15 protein-coding genes (1 of these 15 only partly in view) are annotated in these 15,633 nt (G+C 67.1%); 4 read left to right on the top strand and 11 right to left on the bottom strand.

All coding sequences use genetic code 11. From position 1 onward, the window contains the following. The 5 genes from PRL19_RS09310 to PRL19_RS09290 all read right to left on the bottom strand — a co-directional run. Positions 1–937, bottom strand: partial view of a DUF481 domain-containing protein gene (locus PRL19_RS09310; protein ID WP_127898075.1) — the 5' portion only. The gene continues 26 nt to the left of window position 1, outside the view; the window shows 937 of its 963 coding nt (coding positions 1–937); the start codon lies at positions 935–937; its stop codon lies beyond the left edge, outside the window. A gap of 498 nt (positions 938–1,435) precedes the next feature. After that, positions 1,436–1,918: a transcription antitermination factor NusB gene (nusB, locus tag PRL19_RS09305; RefSeq protein WP_139085859.1), complete on the bottom strand. Its 483-nt coding sequence runs from the start codon at positions 1,916–1,918 to the stop codon at positions 1,436–1,438. Then, positions 1,915–2,457 (bottom strand): 6,7-dimethyl-8-ribityllumazine synthase, encoded by a 543-nt coding sequence (locus PRL19_RS09300; protein ID WP_046000249.1) that lies wholly within the window; start codon positions 2,455–2,457, stop codon positions 1,915–1,917. Before PRL19_RS09300 ends, nusB begins: the two co-directional genes overlap by 4 nt. Before the next feature lie 4 nt (positions 2,458–2,461). After that, positions 2,462–3,580, bottom strand: a complete 1,119-nt coding sequence (gene ribB, locus PRL19_RS09295; RefSeq protein WP_273742742.1) for a 3,4-dihydroxy-2-butanone-4-phosphate synthase — start codon at positions 3,578–3,580, stop codon at positions 2,462–2,464. 22 nt (positions 3,581–3,602) lie between these two features. Beyond that, positions 3,603–4,211, bottom strand: a complete 609-nt coding sequence (locus PRL19_RS09290; RefSeq protein ID WP_273742741.1) for a riboflavin synthase — start codon at positions 4,209–4,211, stop codon at positions 3,603–3,605. 188 nt (positions 4,212–4,399) lie between these two features. Between PRL19_RS09290 and PRL19_RS09285 the strand changes: the two genes are divergently transcribed. The 3 genes from PRL19_RS09285 (at position 4,400) to PRL19_RS09275 (ending at position 9,000) form a co-directional block, all read left to right on the top strand. Beyond that, complete coding sequence (locus PRL19_RS09285; RefSeq protein ID WP_273742739.1) at positions 4,400–5,746, top strand: capsule biosynthesis protein; 1,347 nt, start codon at positions 4,400–4,402, stop codon at positions 5,744–5,746. A gap of 151 nt (positions 5,747–5,897) precedes the next feature. Further along, the gene (locus tag PRL19_RS09280; protein ID WP_232303314.1) at positions 5,898–6,992 is read left to right on the top strand and encodes a polysaccharide biosynthesis/export family protein; all 1,095 of its coding nucleotides are present in this window, start codon (positions 5,898–5,900) and stop codon (positions 6,990–6,992) included. 4 nt (positions 6,993–6,996) lie between these two features. Further along, entirely contained in the window at positions 6,997–9,000 is a 2,004-nt protein-coding gene (locus PRL19_RS09275) for a capsular polysaccharide biosynthesis protein (RefSeq protein ID WP_273744490.1), read from the top strand. Here the strand turns inward: PRL19_RS09275 and ribD are convergent, their stop codons facing one another. Continuing rightward, positions 9,001–10,011 carry a bifunctional diaminohydroxyphosphoribosylaminopyrimidine deaminase/5-amino-6-(5-phosphoribosylamino)uracil reductase RibD gene (gene ribD / locus PRL19_RS09270; RefSeq protein WP_420704389.1) on the bottom strand — a complete coding sequence of 337 codons (1,011 nt, stop codon included), beginning with the start codon at positions 10,009–10,011 and terminating at the stop codon, positions 9,001–9,003. Then, the gene (gene nrdR / locus PRL19_RS09265) at positions 10,008–10,472 is read right to left on the bottom strand and encodes a transcriptional regulator NrdR (RefSeq protein ID WP_045982052.1); all 465 of its coding nucleotides are present in this window, start codon (positions 10,470–10,472) and stop codon (positions 10,008–10,010) included. Before nrdR ends, ribD begins: the two co-directional genes overlap by 4 nt. 163 nt (positions 10,473–10,635) lie before the next feature. Here nrdR and PRL19_RS09260 point away from each other — a divergent pair, with 163 nt between their 5' ends. Further along, on the top strand, positions 10,636–11,307 hold the full coding sequence (locus PRL19_RS09260) for an SDR family oxidoreductase (RefSeq protein WP_217844690.1): 672 nt from the start codon (positions 10,636–10,638) through the stop codon (positions 11,305–11,307). On the opposite strand, the gene PRL19_RS09255 is transcribed toward PRL19_RS09260, so the two are convergent. The 4 genes from PRL19_RS09255 to rpoD form a co-directional block, all read right to left on the bottom strand. Then, entirely contained in the window at positions 11,298–11,723 is a 426-nt protein-coding gene (locus PRL19_RS09255) for a secondary thiamine-phosphate synthase enzyme YjbQ (protein ID WP_273742737.1), read from the bottom strand. The genes PRL19_RS09260 and PRL19_RS09255 overlap by 10 nt on opposite strands. After that, on the bottom strand, positions 11,720–13,123 hold the full coding sequence (locus PRL19_RS09250) for a DNA recombination protein RmuC (RefSeq protein WP_273742736.1): 1,404 nt from the start codon (positions 13,121–13,123) through the stop codon (positions 11,720–11,722). The genes PRL19_RS09255 and PRL19_RS09250 overlap by 4 nt, the downstream gene beginning before the upstream one ends. Positions 13,124–13,186: 63 nt before the next feature. After that, positions 13,187–13,612, bottom strand: a complete 426-nt coding sequence (locus PRL19_RS09245) for a BLUF domain-containing protein (RefSeq protein ID WP_273742735.1) — start codon at positions 13,610–13,612, stop codon at positions 13,187–13,189. Continuing rightward, a complete protein-coding gene (gene rpoD, locus PRL19_RS09240; protein WP_046000242.1) occupies positions 13,602–15,575 on the bottom strand; it encodes an RNA polymerase sigma factor RpoD in 1,974 nt (657 codons plus the stop codon). Before rpoD ends, PRL19_RS09245 begins: the two co-directional genes overlap by 11 nt. Positions 15,576–15,633: the final 58 nt, after the last annotated feature.

Below are 15,633 nucleotides of genomic sequence, written 5' to 3'. Positions count from 1 at the left end.
CGACGGTGTTGTCGGTGCGGATCGCACGGTCTTCCTGGTATTCGCTGGTGTAGCTCACACGGGTCGCCAGCTGCTCGGAGACGCGGAAGTTCACGCCGAACTCGTTGGTGATCACGTCAGCAGAATCTTCCGAACCCAGGTAGTCGGTGTCGTTGGTAATGAAGATGTTGTCGTTAAACCGGTGGTACAGACGCGACGACGCGATGTAACCGACCGAAGTGTCCGACGACGACGAGACGCCAACGGGGATCAGATCGCCATCGGGGCCCTCGACCAGATCAAAGCCAGCTTCCTGCGCACCGGTCTTGGTGTAACGGACGCCAACGCCGGCCTGCACACGCCAAGTGGTTTGGTCGGAGTTCAGGATGCGGTAACCGGGACCAAAGCCCAGGAACGCGTCGGTGCGGAAATCGCTGAACTCGTCTGCGAAATCTTCATCGGTCTGCGACGGGCTGTTGCGGACGCCGTCGACCAGACCGTTCTGGTTGATGCGGCCCAGGGCGAAGGCGTACAGCTGGTCGTTGAAGTAGTACTGCGCGTCATAGATCGCGGCGACGTCTTCCTGGTCCTTGTTGCCGAAATCATCTTCACCGAATTCCAGCGACAGGCCCACGCTCTGCGCGAACACGCCCTGGTTGTAGTTCACGCGACCACCGATCGCCAGATCCTGGTTGTCGGTGTTGCCGGTGCGGCCGGTGTAGCTCAGCGACATGTTGCCGAACAGGCCCTGGCGACGGTCGGCGGGGCCGAAGCGGTCAGCGTCGTTGTCACGGTCGAACGCGTCGGTCACATCTTCTTCGATGTCGGTGATGCGGTCGTTGATGGCCGACACGCCGGCAGCGTCGGCGCCGGTCGAGATCTCGGATTGCGCGAATGCCGGAACCGACAGGGCGGCCAGGATTGCGGCGGTGCTGGTCAGCAGCGTAACTTTTTTCATTTTCGTCGTCCTCACGAGCTGAGTAGGATTGTCCCGGCCCCGTTCCGGGCACCAGAGCATCTCTGCTGGGACATCAATTAGCGCCCCCCCCTTTCGGTTCAAAGCCCGCCGCATTTCTTCTGCAAGTCGCGCAATCGTGAGCATGCTTGGGTCTTGACAGAAAACGGCAAAACCTTGCCGAAAACGACGTGTAATGTTTGGTGATGCAACTTTTTCGCGACTTGACGAACCTACTTGGAACGCGACGTTTTTATGGGTTTCGTTCCATGCTGTCGCTTAAGGCCGCAAAAACAACCGACTGAAATATCAGCGTGATTGCCTTAATATTGGGCAAGACATTGACGGCGTTCAGGCATCATAAATGTTGCACAGATGCCACGATCCCGCTGTCAGAATGACACGACGTGCAAGGCGTCTGTCAAGCAAATGAACCCGTCCGTCCAATGAAAACGGCCCGGATCAGGGATCCGGGCCGCATCGTCATGACGGGACGGTGTGTCAGCCAAGGGAATCAGGTTTGAAGTCACGCGCCATGTGGTCCAGCACGGCATTCACGAAGCGCGCCTCGCGGCCGTCCGGAAAGAAGGCATGCGTCAGCCGGACGTATTCGGTGATGACCACCTTGGCGGGTGCACGTTCGGCCACCAGTTCGGCGCCAGCGGCGCGGAACACGGCGCGCAACACCGGATCGATCCGGTCGATGGGCCATTTCGCCACCAACCCGCGGTCGGTGGCCTGGTCGATCTTGGACTGCCACATGACGACGTCGTCGACGATGCGGGTGAACAGCGCCTCGTCGGCCTGATCGGTCGGGCCGTCGCGGTCGTCGAAATCGATGCGGAAGTTCTGGAATTCGCGCGTGACACGGTCGGCGGACTGACCCGCGGCCTCCATCTGGAACAGCGCCTGCACGGCATACATCCGCGCCGCGCTGCTGAGGGCGCGCCGGTCGGGCCGCTTGTCCTGGTCGTGGTCGGTCATGCCTTGCCCTGCCCTTCAAGTTCGCCCGCCAAGCGGATCACGTCATGGGCCGCAGCCTTTTGCGGTGTCGCCGCCCAACGGCGCGCAAGTGCCACCAGATGCAGCGCGGCCGCCGCGGCGCCCCCGCCCTTGTTCTGACCCGCCGGGTCCGCGCGGACCTGGGCCTGGGCCATCGTCTCGACCGTCAGGATCCCGTTGCCCAGGCAGACGCCCTGCAGCCCCAGCAGCGTCAGCGCGCGGGAGCTGTCGTTGCAGACGGTGTCGTAATGCGTGGTCTCTCCGCGGATGACGCAGCCCAGGGCCACGAAGCCGTCATACTGACCGCTGCGGGCGGCAAGGCCCACGGCGGTGGGGATCTCCAGCGCGCCGGGCACCTCGATCACGTCAAGGCTGGCGCCCGCGGCATCCGCCGTGGCGCGGACCCCCGACAGCAGGCCGTCGGTGATGTCCTTGTAATAGGGTGCCACGACCGCCAGCAGGCGCACCGGAGCATCCAGACGCGGCAGCGCCAGTTCGTGATGTTGCGTGTTCGAGGCCATGTACCTAGTCCTTGGGGATAGGCCGGGTGGAATGGATGGAAAGGCCGTAGGCGTCAAGCCCAACCACCTTCACCGGCGCCGAATTGGTCAGCAGGATCAGGTCCGACAGGCCAAGGGCCGACAGGATCTGCGCGCCCAGGCCGTATTGACGCAAGGTATGTGGCCCGACATCGCCCGGATCGGCGATCGCATGGGACAGGTCGCGGATCAGCACGACGACGCCCCGCCCCTCGACGGCGATGGCCTGCATCGCCGCGGGCAGGCTGCCCGCGCTTTCGCGCCCGACGCCCAGCACGTCGTGCAGCGGGTCCAGCGCGTGCATCCGCACCAGCACCGGCTCGGGGGTCGTCAGATCGCCCTTGGTCAGGACGATATGCTCGCTGCCCTGCGTCTCGTCCGCAAAGACACGCATCATCCAGTCGCCGCCATGGGCGGAATGAACCGCCTTCTGCGACCGCTCGGCGATCAGGTTGTCGTGGCGGCGGCGATAGCGGATCAGGTCGCTGATCGTGCCGATCTTCAGCCCGTGGCGCTGCGCGAAATCGACCAGATCGGGCAGGCGTGCCATGCTGCCGTCGTCGTTCATGATCTCGCAGATCACGCCCGACGCGTTCAGACCGGCCAGGCGGGAAATATCGACCGCGGCCTCGGTGTGGCCCGCGCGGACCAGCACGCCCCCGTCGCGGGCGCGCAGCGGAAAGATGTGGCCCGGCGTCGCGATATCAGGCGCGCCCTTGGTCGGGTCGATCGCCACGCTGATCGTGCGCGCGCGGTCGGCGGCGCTGATGCCGGTGGTGACGCCTTCGCGCGCCTCGATGGACATGGTGAAGGCGGTCTCGTGCCGGCTGGAGTTCTTGGGGCTCATCAGCGTCAGGCCCAGGGTCTCGATCCGGTCAGCGGTCAGCGTCAGGCAGATCAGCCCGCGCCCATGCGTCGCCATGAAGTTGATGGCATCCGGTGTGGCCATCTGGGCGGGAATGCACAGATCGCCCTCGTTCTCGCGGTCCTCGTGGTCGACCAGGATGAACATCCGGCCGTTGCGGGCCTCGTTGATGATGTCCTCGATCGGTGAGATGGCGGCCGACAGGTCGCGTTCGACGGGTCCGGGTTCTTCGAATTGCATCTGTTCGTCCTTCACGCAGGCGTCACGCGCCGATCGGTTGTCCGGCTTCGGCCAGCCGCGCGACATAGCGGGCCAGCGTGTCGATTTCCAGGTTCACGACATCGCCCACCGCCGCATCGCCCCAGGTGGTCACCTGCTGGGTATGCGGGATCAGGTTGATGCCGAAGCTGTTGCCAAAGACCTCGTTCACGGTCAGCGAGGTACCGTTCAGCGTGACCGACCCCTTCTGCGCGATGAAGCGTGCCAGGTCCGCGGGCGCCTCGAAGGTCAGGCGCAGGCTGTCGCCCTCCTTCGCGGCGGCGGTGATCTGTGCCACGCCGTCGACATGGCCGCTGACGATATGGCCGCCCAACTCGTCGCCGACGCGCAGCGCGCGTTCCAGGTTCAGGCGCTGGCCCACAGACCAACACTCGGCGCCGATGCTGGTCTTGGACAGCGTCTCGGCCGAGATGTCGACGTCGAACCAGTCCGGGCCCTTGGCCACGACCGTCAGGCAGACCCCGTCGCAGGCGATCGAGGCGCCCAGATCCACGCCCGCCATGTCATAGGCACAGCCGATGCGCGCGCGCATGTCGCCGCGCATCTCGACCGCGCGGACGATGCCGATATCCGTGATGATCCCCGTGAACATCGCAGCCCTTCCCTGATGATCCTGGTCCGAACTAGGCCATCGGCCCTGTCCGTTCAAGCACCAAGCCCCCGCCCCCGCGCCGAGCCGCTAAAGCTTGATGCACAAAATGATGGATCGGTGGGGCATGACATGGCATGTCTGACGCATGGCCCCAGGCATTGCGGCCGCCCCTCCTTTTCAAGTCGACCATGATTCAGACCGGCGTCACCCCCCTGCCCCAGACCTCGCACGCGCCGACGGGCCGCGTGTCCGCGCAGGGTGATCCGGTCTTCCTGATGCTGCAGGGGCCCCACGGTCCGTTCTTCGACCGCCTTGGACGGCTGCTGCGCGCGGCGGGGGCGGTGGTCTGGCGCTGCGGCTTCAACGCAGGGGATGAGTTCTTCTGGTCCGACCCGAAAAGCTTCATCCGCCATCAGGGCAGCGTCGACGAATGGCCCGACCATCTGGCGGCGATCCTGGACGACAAGGGCGTGACCGACATCGTCCTCTACGGCGATGTTCGCCCGATCCACGCCACCGCCCGCCGCCTGGCCGCAGCCCGCGGCCTGCGCGTCCACGTGTTCGAGGAAGGCTATCTGCGTCCCTACTGGGTCAGCTATGAACGTCAGGGATCGAACGGCAACTCGGTTCTGATGCGCATTCCGCTGGCCCAGATGCGTGCCGCCCTGCGCGAGCAGATCAACGAGGTGCGCCGCCCGCCCGCCCATTGGGGCGATATGCGCCATCACAAGTTCTACGGCGCCTTCTATCATTTCCTGATCCTGGTCGCGAATGGCCGGTACCGCGCCTATTCGGGGCACCGTGCGATCGGCGTCGTGCAGGAATTCCGCCTCAACCTGCGGAGGCTGGTGCTGGCCCCGGCCTACAACCTGGGCCGCGCGCTGCAATGGCGGCGCCTGCGCCTGTCGGGCTGGCCCTACAACCTGGTCCTGATGCAGCTGGAACACGATTCCAACTTCCTGGGACACTCGCCCTTCACCCGCAACGCCCAGTTCGTCCGCACCGTGATCGACGGGTTCGCTCGCGCAGCCCCCCGACACCACCACCTGATCTTCAAGGCCCACCCGCTGGAGGACGGTCGCGCGGGGAACCGCGCCGCCATCCACGCGGCGGCTGCCGAACATGGGGTTTCGGACCGCGTGCATTACGTCCGCGGTGGCAAGCTGGCCGAGATCCTGTCCCATGCCCGCGCCGTGGTCACCGTCAATTCCACCGCTGGCCAGCAGGCCCTGTGGCGCGGGATTCCCGTCAAGACCCTGGGCCGCGCCGTCTATGACAAGCCGGGGCTGGTGTCCGAGCAGACGCTGGAGGAGTTTCTGGCCGATCCTGACGCCCCGGATCCGCAGGCCTACCGCGTCTTTCGCGACTATCTGCTGCAGACCAGCCAGATCCCCGGCGGCTTCTATGCCAGCCGGTCACGCGCCCACGCGCTGCGCCTGGTGGCCGACATGCTGCTGTCGCCGGACGACCCGTACCAGGCCCTGGCGACAGGCCGAATCCTGCCGCGGCAGCAACTGGCGGACCGCCATGGCTGAAAGGCAACGCCCCGCCGACATTGCTCAAGATGATATAGCCTGTCTTTGCGGACAGGGTTACAGTGGATGCAAACCGGCATACAAGGCCGGAACCAGACAACATGGAGTATCAGAGGTGACAGTTTTATCCCGGTCGTCGACCACCCTGCGGATGCTGATGATCGCGTCAATGAGCCTTTTGGCCGCTTGCGCGCTGCCCCGTTCCGGCCCCAACAAGAACGAGATCTTCAACGGCGCGGTCGAACGCGGCGGCAACACGCAGGTGATCTACGTCAACGACCACGTCACCCGTGCCTCCGCCTTCGCACCCGCCTACGGGTTCTCGAACAGCTTCCGCAATGCCGGACAGGTCGGCGCGGACGAGATCCGGGCCGGCGACACGCTTGGCCTGTCGATCTGGGAGAACGTCGATGACGGTCTGCTGACCTCGCTCGGCGCCAGCTCGACCACCCTGACGGAAATCCAGGTGGACAGCGATGGCTTCATCTTCGTGCCCTATGCCGGCCGGGTCCGCGCCGCGGGCAACACGCCCGACCAGCTGCGCCAGGTCATCACTGACGCGCTCAGCGCACAGACCCCCGACCCGCAGGTGACCGTCCAGCGTGTCGCCGGCAACGGCGCGACTGTGTCCGTGGTGGGCCGCGTCGGCGCTCAGGGCGTCTATCCGATCGAGCGCCCGACCCGGTCGCTGTCGGCCATGCTGGCCCGTGCGGGCGGCGTCGCCATCGAGCCCGAGGTCGCCGTCGTGACCGTCAAGCGCGGCAACGACAGCGGCCGCGTCTGGCTGACGGACCTCTACAGCAGCCCCACCAACGACATCGCCCTGCGTCCGGGTGACCTGATCGTGGTCGAGGAAGACCAGCGGACCTTCACCGCCCTTGGCGCTTTGGGCGGCCAGACCCGCGTGCCCCTGGGCAACGAGGTGATCAACGCGGCCGAGGCCATCGCCATGGTCGGCGGTCTGACCAGCGCCCTCGCCGACCCCACCGGCGTCTTCGTCCTGCGCGACGAGCCGGAATCGGTCGCCTCGCGCGTCCTGGGCAAGCCGGTCGTCGGCACGCAGCGCTTCGCCTATGTCCTGGACCTGACGCGCCCCAACGGCCTGTTCCTCGCCCGCGACTTCGTCATCCGCGACGGCGACACCGTCTATGTGACCGAGGCGCCCTACGTCCAGTGGCAGAAGACCCTGTCCGCCGTCACCGGCAGCGCCGCCACCGCAGACAGCCTGTCCAGCATCGGCAACTGATCTGCTGCCGACGCCGCAAGACGATCGTTCAGCCGCCGGGGAAACCCGGCGGCTTTGCGTTTTCAACCTTGGTTTCCTGACCCGCCCCCGGATCGCACGCATCCTGACGCTGGCCGGCCACCGTCCGGTCCTGGCCCTGCCCCGGCTTGGCGATGCGGTGGGTATCTGGGGCGACAGCCCGACGGCATGGCGCGGTCGGGCCATTGCGCAACGCCACCGCTGCCCGCTGATCACGGTCGAGGACGCATTCCTGCGATCGGTCCTGCCCGGCAGGGCGCGGGGGACACTGGCGGCTCGCGGCCCGGTCGGACTGATCATCGACCCACAGGGGCTGCATTTCGATCCTGACCGGCCCTCCCGCCTGGAACACCTCATCAGACAACCGCTGGCACCCGCCACGCGCGACCGCGCGGTTCGCCTGCTGGCCCGGTTGCGCGCGGCGGATCTGTCGAAATACAATCTTCATGATCCCGACGCGCCGCTGCCGCCGCCCGGCTATGTCTTGGTCATCGATCAGACACGGGGCGACGCATCCTTGCGGGGCGCGGACCGCGCTTTATTTCTGACGATGCTGCAGGCCGCGCGTGACGAACATCCCGGCTGCCGCATCGTGATCCGCACTCATCCCGAAACCGCGGCGGGGCTCCGGCCCGGCCATCTGACCGCCGAGGACCTGCGTCCCGGCGACACGCTGTGCGACGGACCGGTATCCCCGTGGCGACTGGTCGAGGGGGCCGATGTGGTCTATGCCGTCAGCTCTCAACTGGGATACGAGGCCTTGCTGGCCGGGCACCGACCACGCCTGTTCGGTCAGCCGTTCTATGCAGGCTGGGGCCTCAGCGATGACGAAACCCCGCCCGCCCGGCGCGGCCGCGCCACGCGCGAGGCATTGTTCGCTGCCAGTCACCTGACCGGGCCCACATGGTACGACCCCTGCCGCGACCGACTGACCGATTTCGAAGGCGCGGTGGATCAGATCGAGGCCGAGACCCGCGCCTTTCGCCAGGACCGGCACGGCCACACGGCCTATGGCATGCGTCTGTGGAAGCGCCGCTTTCTGGCCCGTGAATTCGGCGATGCCCGCCCGCTGCGTTTTGCGGCTGAACCCGGACCGCAGGTGACCCTGGCTTGGGCCGGGGCTGCGCCTCAGGTGCCGCAGGCGATCCGGGTCGAGGACGGCTTTCTGCGATCGAACGGCCTCGGTGCCGCGCTGACCCCGCCTCTGTCGGTGGTGGCCGACGATCTGGGGATCTATTTCGACCCGACCGCGCCCTCGCGGCTGGAGGCGCTGATCTCTCGCGGCCCGCCGCCCTGCGGACGGGACAGGGCGGAACGGCTGATCGCCGCGCTGATCGCCGCGCGGCTGACCAAGTATAATCTGGGCGGCACCATTGACCTGCCCCCGCGCGACGCGCGCCGCCGAATTCTGGTGCCGGGACAGGTCGAGGATGACGCCTCGATCCTGAAGGGCGCGGGCGCCGAACGGACCAACCTGACGCTGCTGGCGCGGGTGCGGGCGGACAATCCGGATGCCTGCCTGATCTACAAGCCGCATCCCGATGTCGAGGCGGGGCTGCGCCCCGGCGCGATCGATGCCGCATCGCTGGCGGCCTTGTCCGATCATGTCGCCACCGATGCCGACCCCGTCGCGCTGATCGAGGCCGTGGACGAGGTTTGGACCATCACCTCGACCCTGGGGTTCGAGGCGCTGCTGCGCGGCAAGCCCGTGACGGTGCTGGGCGCGCCCTTCTATGCAGGCTGGGGGCTGACGCGCGATCTGGGCCCCCTGCCCGCCCGGCGTCAGGCGCGCCCCGATCTGGCGGCGCTGGTCCATGCCTGCCTGATCGCCTATCCCCGCTATCGCGATCCGGTGACGGGCCTGCCCTGCCCGGTCGAACTGGCACTGGAAAGGCTGGCGGCGGGACAGGCGCATCCGCTACCGGCCCTGCGGCTGCTGGCCAAGGCGCAGGGCGCGCTGGCCGGACATGCCTGGATCTGGCGCCGCTAGTCAGGCGCGGGTCCAGCGATGGAACAGATCGCCGCCAATGGCGCGCGTCTCGGCCAGGTGGAACCGCGGTGCCTGGGCCAGATGCGTCCAGCCGGTCGGACCCAAGAACGGCCGCGCCTCGGCCCCAAGCGCCAGGCCGGCAGTATAGCCGACCAGCTGATCGACCAGCCCCGCGGCCAGCAGGCTGGCAGCCAGCCGTCCGCCCCCTTCGCAAAAGACCCGCGTGATGCCGCGCGCGCCCAGATCGGCCAGGACCTGTGCCGGGGGCCCGTCGACCCGCCACAGCGGCCCGTGATGGGCGTCCTGCGGCGGCAATGGCGGCAAGGCCTGTGCCGACACGACGATGCGGACCGGCTGCTGTGGCGTGCGGATGCCGCGCACGTTCAGATGCGGCAGGTCGGTGCGTGCCGTCGCTCCGCCGACCATGATCGCGTCATGCTGCGCCCGCAGGGCATGGACATGTGCGCGGGCGGCGGGCCCGGTGATCCACCGGCTTTCCCCGCTGGCCATGGCGATGCGCCCGTCCAGGCTGCTGGCCAGCTTCAGCGTCACGAAGGGGCGGCCCACGGTGATGCGCAGCAGGAACCCCGCCTGCAGGTCCGCGGCCTGGTCCGCCAGCACGCCTTCGGTCAGCGGAATGCCGGCATCGCGCAGCATCTGGTGACCCCGCCCAGCCACGCGCGGGTCCGGGTCGGTCAGCGCCGTCACCACCCGCGCAACACCCGCGCCGACCAGCCCCGCCGCGCAAGGCGGTGTGCGGCCGTGATGGGCGCAGGGCTCCAGCGTGACATAGGCCGTCGCCCCCGCCGCCAGCGGTCCCGCCTGGTCCAGTGCCATGCGTTCGGCATGCGGCCTGCCGCCGGGCTGGGTCCAGCCGCGTCCGACTACGCGCCTGTCGCGCAACAGCACGCAGCCCACCGCGGGGTTCGGCCAGACGTTGCCCAGGCCGCGCCGCGCCAGGCGCAGGGCATGGGCCATGTGCCGAGCGTCTTCTGTCGGATCGGGGGTCAATCGTTGGCGGCGCCGGGGCGCAGCTCGGACACGAACTTGTCGAAGTCGTCCGCGTCCTGAAAGTTCTTGTAGACGCTGGCGAACCGGACGTAGCCGACATTGTCGATGCGCGACAAAGCCTCCATCACGATCTCGCCGATGGTCTTGGACGGGATGTCGGTCTCTCCGGTGCTTTCAAGCCTGCGGACGATGCCGCTGATCATCTGTTCGATGCGTTCCGGCTCGACCGGGCGCTTCTGCATGGCGATGCGGATCGACCGGGCCATCTTGTCGCGGTCGAAATCCTCGCGGCGGCCGTTCGTCTTGACCACGACAAGATCGCGCAGCTGGACGCGTTCATAGGTCGTGAAACGACCACTGCAGGACGGGCAGAAGCGACGGCGGCGGATCGCCACGTTATCCTCGGCCGGGCGCGAGTCCTTGACCTGGGTATCGACATTTCCGCAAAACGGGCAGCGCATTCCGTTGTCCCTGTGCCAAGGCGATCCACCGTCACTATAGGCACCTTGGCAGGGATTGGGTAGCTTTATCCACAGCCCACAAGATAGGCCCCCTGGAACCTGTGGCCCGAATGCCGCGTTGCCGCCCGTAATTTCCTGCGGGATTCAACCGATTGAGGCATCCATGACCCAGACCCTGTTCATCACCGGCGCCTCCTCGGGCATCGGTGCGGCGACTGCGCGCGCCGCCGTTGCCGCCGGCTGGAACGTCGCGCTGTTCGCCCGGTCGGCGGACAAGCTGTCCGCCCTGGCGAAGGAACTGGGCGACCGGGCGATGGTCGTCAGCGGCGATGCCACCGACATCGACGCCCTAACCGCCGCCGCGGCCCAGGTCGCCGACCATTTCGGCGGCATCGACGCGGCCTATGCCAATGCAGGGCGCGGCCTTTCCAAGCCGGGGACCGAGGCGGGCGATCTGGACGACATTCGCGGGATGATCGACCTGAACGTCATGGGCGTTGTCCTGACGGCGCGCGCCCTGCTGCCGCATCTGCGCAAGACGCGCGGAACGCTGGTGCTGACCGGGTCCGCGGCGGGACGCCAGCACATCAAGGGCTCGATCTATGGCGCGACCAAGTGGTTCGTGCATGGCTATGCCGGCAATCTTGCCGAAGAGATGCGCGAATGGGGTGGGCGCTGCTGCGTCGTGGCGCCGGGGATGGTCGACACCGCGTTCTTCGACGACGGCGCCCCGGACAAGCTGCAGCCGGACGATGTTGCCGCCGCCGTCATGCACATGATCACCGCCCCGGACCGCGCCGCGATCCGCGAAGTGTATCTGATGCCTCAGGCCTGAGGCGCGAACATCGCCACGACCTGACGCCGATGCGGGGCGCGGCGGTGTTCCACCAGATAGATGCCCTGCCAGCGGCCCAGTATCATCCGACCCCGGTCGACCGGGATCTGCAGGGTCGTTGGCAAAACGGCCGCCTTCAGATGCGCGGGCATGTCGTCAGGCCCCTCATAGCGGTGCGTGATCCAGCCCATGGACGGATCGTCGGCGGGCGGGGCCAGACGGTCCAGCCATGCCAGCAGGTCAGCCTGCACCTCGGGGTCGGCATTCTCCTGGATCAACAGCGACGCGGACGTATGTTGCACGATGAGGGTCAGCACCCCCCGGACCGCGCCGCCGGAACGCAGCCAATCGGCCAGTTCCGCGGTGATGTCGTGACAGGCGGGCCCCTGCGTGGCGACGGTCAGGACATGCATCATTCGGCGGCCTCCGGGCCCAGCAGCGCATCGTTGCGGTCATGGTCAAGGTCGATCTGCTTGCTGGCACGTGCGCCCAGGGACCGCAGCATCTCGACCTGACGGATGACATTGCCGGACCCGCGCGTCAGCCGGTCCATCGCCTGACCGTGGGCGCGGTTGGCCTGGTCCAGCGCGCGGCCGACGCCGTCCATCGCCTCGACGAAGCCCGCGACCTTGTCATACAGCTGCCCCGCCCGGCGCGCGATCTCCAGCGCGTTGCTTTCGCGCCGCTCGACCGCCCAGATGTGATCGACCGTGCGCAGCGTCAGCATCAGCGTCGTGGGCGTCGTCAGTCCCACGCGGCGTTCCATCGCGAATGCCGCCAATGCCGGATCGGCCCGCAGCGCGTCCGAGAACGCCCCCTCGATCGGGATGAACATCAGCACGTAATCGACGGAGTTGTCGTCCATCCGCTGATAGCCCTTGCCCGACAGCGTGGCGATGTGCGTGCGGATGGCGGCCACGTGACGGCGCAGCGCCGCGGCAGAGGCCGCCGGATCGTCAAGCGTCACCGAGGCCTCGTAATCGTTCAGCGACACCTTGCTGTCGATGACCATGACCTTGCCGCGCGGCATCTTGACCACCACGTCGGGACGCCACAGCTTGCCGTCGTCGTCGCGCCAGCTGGACTGCAGATCGTAATGCGTCCCGGCCATCAGCCCCGAATCCTCCAGGATGCGTTCCAGAACCATCTCGCCCCAGGCACCCTGCTGCTGCTTGTCGCCCTTCAGGGCGCGGGTCAGGTTGACGGCCTCGCGGCTGATCTGTTCGCTGCGGTTGTGCAGGGACAGGATCTGTTCGCGCAGGCGGGCCGATTCCTCGTCCAGCACCTTGTTCCGGGCCTGCAGCTCTGTCTGGAACCGGCCGACCTGATCGCGGAACGGGGTCAGCAGGGCCGCCAGCTGGTCGTTCTGCAACCGCTGCAGGTCGTCCTGCTGCGCGCGCAGCGTCTCTGCCGACAGCAGCTTGAACTGTTGCGTCATCTCGGCGCGCAGTTCCCGAAGGGTGGCGACCTCGCGCGCGCTGGCCTCGGCGTCCTTCTCGGCGCGCAGGCGTGTTTCGGCCAGACTTGTCTCCAGCTGCGCCGCCTGCCGGCGGGCGTGATGCAGCGCGTCGGTCAGACCGTCCCGCTCCTCGGTCAGATCGGCAAGGCGGGCATCCTGCGCCTCGCCCCGGGTCTGCGCGCGGGTGCGGTCCAGGTTCGCCTCGTGCAGTCGATCCTCGGCCAGTGTCGCGCGCACACGCATCCGCGACAGTGCCACCTGCCCGCGCCACCACAGCAGCAGCGCCAGCGCGACCGCCAAGGCCGGCCCGATCACCGTCATGTCGGAAAGCCACGCCCCGGCATCGTCGAACTGCATCCTGTCATCACCCCGTCGTTTCGGGGCAGTGTTCACAGTTTGTGCCGCAAGCGCAAGGCGCTGTCAGAGATCGAGACCCATCATGAAGGCGACCACGCCGCCTGCATAATCCCCGCGATGCACGGTCGAACTGTCGGACCGCGCGAACCAGTCCATCAGCGATGCCCTGTCCCGGTCCGAGAAACGCATCCGCCAATCCTGAAAGCGCCGGTGATCCAAAGCGCCCTGGTCCAGAATCTCGAAATCGCGATGACGGTCGTCGTCCATCAGCGACGCCACCACCTTCCGCAGGCCGTCGGCCGGCCCCTCCAGCCACTGGAAGAACAGGCCGTCCTCGTGGTGCAGGCATCCGGTCAGGCCGAGCGACTGGTTGCGATGGCGCGCGGTGCGCAGGATGTCCTGCATGGCCGAGCCGTCCAGACCGGCACGCGCGGTGCTGCGGTAGAGGACAAAGCCCAGGCCCTGCAGGTCCTCCAGATCACTGGTCAAGGAAAGACCGCAGCTTTCTGCTCCGCGACGGATGCTTCAGCTTGCGCAGCGCCTTGGCCTCGATCTGGCGGATGCGTTCGCGGGTCACGCTGAACTGCTGGCCGACCTCCTCCAGGGTGTGGTCGGTGTTCATGCCGATGCCGAAGCGCATGCGCAGCACACGTTCCTCGCGGGGCGTCAGGCTGGCCAGGACACGGGTCGTGGTCTCCTTGAGGTTCTCCTGGATGGCGCTGTCCAGCGGCAGGACGGCGTTCTTGTCCTCGATGAAATCGCCAAGCTGGCTGTCCTCCTCGTCCCCGATCGGGGTCTCGAGGCTGATCGGTTCCTTGGCGATCTTCATCACCTTGCGGACCTTCTCCAGCGGCATCTGCAGCTTCTCGGCCAGTTCCTCGGGGGTCGGTTCGCGGCCGATCTCGTGCAGCATCTGGCGGCCGGTGCGGACCAGCTTGTTGATCGTCTCGATCATGTGGACCGGGATGCGGATCGTGCGCGCCTGATCCGCGATGGACCGGGTGATCGCCTGACGGATCCACCAGGTCGCATAGGTCGAGAACTTGTAGCCGCGGCGGTATTCGAACTTGTCCACGGCCTTCATCAGGCCGATGTTGCCCTCCTGGATCAGGTCCAGGAACTGCAGGCCGCGGTTCGTGTATTTCTTGGCGATCGAGATGACCAGGCGCAGGTTGGCCTCGACCATCTCCTTCTTGGCCTGACGGGCCTCCTTCTCACCGCGCTGGACCTGGGCCACGATCCGGCGGAATTCCTCGATGTCGACACCGACATACTGGCCGACCTCGGCCATGTCGCCGCGCAGACGCTCGACCTGGTCGCGCGACCGGTCGAACAGCGCCTGCCAGCCGCGCCCGGCCTGCGCGGACATGCGGTCCACCCAGTTCGGGTCCAGTTCGCTGCCGCGATAGGCGTCGATGAACTCGCGGCGGTTGATGCGGGCCGCGTCGGCCAGCTTGACCATGCCGCTGTCGATGGTGACGATCCGGCGGTTGATGCCGTAAAGCTGATCGACAAGCGCCTCGATCCGGCCGCTGTTGAGGTGCAGCGAGTTCACCAGGACGACGATTTCCGACCGCAGGTTCTGATAGTCGCTCTCGGCACTGGCCGAGAAGCTGTTGTCCTCGTTCAGCGTCGCGGACATGCGCTGGTCCTGCATGTCGGCCAGCCCCTCGTAGTGATGGGCGATGGCTTCCAGCGTCTCCAGGACCTTGGGCTTGAGGCTTGCCTCCATCGCGGCCAGCGACAGGTTGGCGCCCTCGTCCTCGTCCTCGTCATCCTCGACGCGCAGCGGGTTGCCGTCGGCGTCGAACTCCTCGCGCTTGGTCGCGGCAGGGCTGGCCTCGCCCTCGACGGTCAGCTCGACCTCTTCGGCCTCCTCGTCGTCCATGGACTGGCCGAAGGTGGTCTCGAGATCGATGACGTCGCGCAGCAGGATCTCTTCGTCCAGAAGCTCCTCGCGCCACAGCGTGATGGCCTTGAAGGTCAGCGGGCTCTCGCACAGGCCCGCGATCATGGTGTTGCGGCCCGCCTCGATCCGCTTGGCGATGGCGATCTCGCCCTCGCGGGAGAGCAGCTCGACCGATCCCATCTCGCGCAGGTACATGCGAACGGGGTCGTCGGTGCGGTCCAGCTTTTCGGTCTCGCTGGCCGACACGGCCAGTTCGCGCGACCCGGACCCGGTGGTGACGATGGCCCCGCCCTCCGACTCCTCGGCGGCGTCGTCGTCCTCGATGACGTTGATGCCCATTTCGGACAGCATCGACATGACGTCCTCGATCTGCTCGCTGCTGACCTGCTCGGGCGGCAGGACGGCGTTCAGCTGGTCGTAGGTGATGTAGCCACGCTCGCGTGCCTCGGCGATCATCTTCTTGACCGCCGCCTGGCTCATGTCCAGCGTATGGGCATTGTCGTCCTTGTCGGTCTTGTCGTGGTCATCGTCCTTGGCGGCCATCCAGGGCTCCTTCTCGGCGAGATCGTGGGCGGGTGATTCGCATGTGCGTGCGAATCGT

This window comes from Paracoccus marcusii (assembly GCF_028621715.1).
In the GTDB taxonomy this organism is placed as follows: Bacteria; Pseudomonadota; Alphaproteobacteria; order Rhodobacterales; family Rhodobacteraceae; genus Paracoccus; species Paracoccus marcusii.
Note: the sequence above shows the minus strand (reverse complement) of the source record. Positions and strands in the feature narration are given on the sequence as shown.

Excerpts from the sequence above, each read along its gene's own strand:
- nusB (WP_139085859.1), bottom strand. The coding sequence starts at position 1,918 with ATGACCGACCACGACCAGGACAAGCGGCCCGACCGGCGCGCCCTCAGC.
- PRL19_RS09300 (WP_046000249.1), bottom strand. The coding sequence starts at position 2,457 with ATGGCCTCGAACACGCAACATCACGAACTGGCGCTGCCGCGTCTGGAT.
- ribB (WP_273742742.1), bottom strand. The coding sequence starts at position 3,580 with ATGCAATTCGAAGAACCCGGACCCGTCGAACGCGACCTGTCGGCCGCC.
- PRL19_RS09290 (WP_273742741.1), bottom strand. The coding sequence starts at position 4,211 with ATGTTCACGGGGATCATCACGGATATCGGCATCGTCCGCGCGGTCGAG.
- PRL19_RS09285 (WP_273742739.1), top strand. The coding sequence starts at position 4,400 with ATGATTCAGACCGGCGTCACCCCCCTGCCCCAGACCTCGCACGCGCCG.
- PRL19_RS09280 (WP_232303314.1), top strand. The coding sequence starts at position 5,898 with ATGCTGATGATCGCGTCAATGAGCCTTTTGGCCGCTTGCGCGCTGCCC.
- nrdR (WP_045982052.1), bottom strand. The coding sequence starts at position 10,472 with ATGCGCTGCCCGTTTTGCGGAAATGTCGATACCCAGGTCAAGGACTCG.
- PRL19_RS09260 (WP_217844690.1), top strand. The coding sequence starts at position 10,636 with ATGACCCAGACCCTGTTCATCACCGGCGCCTCCTCGGGCATCGGTGCG.
- PRL19_RS09255 (WP_273742737.1), bottom strand. The coding sequence starts at position 11,723 with ATGATGCATGTCCTGACCGTCGCCACGCAGGGGCCCGCCTGTCACGAC.
- PRL19_RS09250 (WP_273742736.1), bottom strand. The coding sequence starts at position 13,123 with ATGCAGTTCGACGATGCCGGGGCGTGGCTTTCCGACATGACGGTGATC.
- rpoD (WP_046000242.1), bottom strand. The coding sequence starts at position 15,575 with ATGGCCGCCAAGGACGATGACCACGACAAGACCGACAAGGACGACAAT.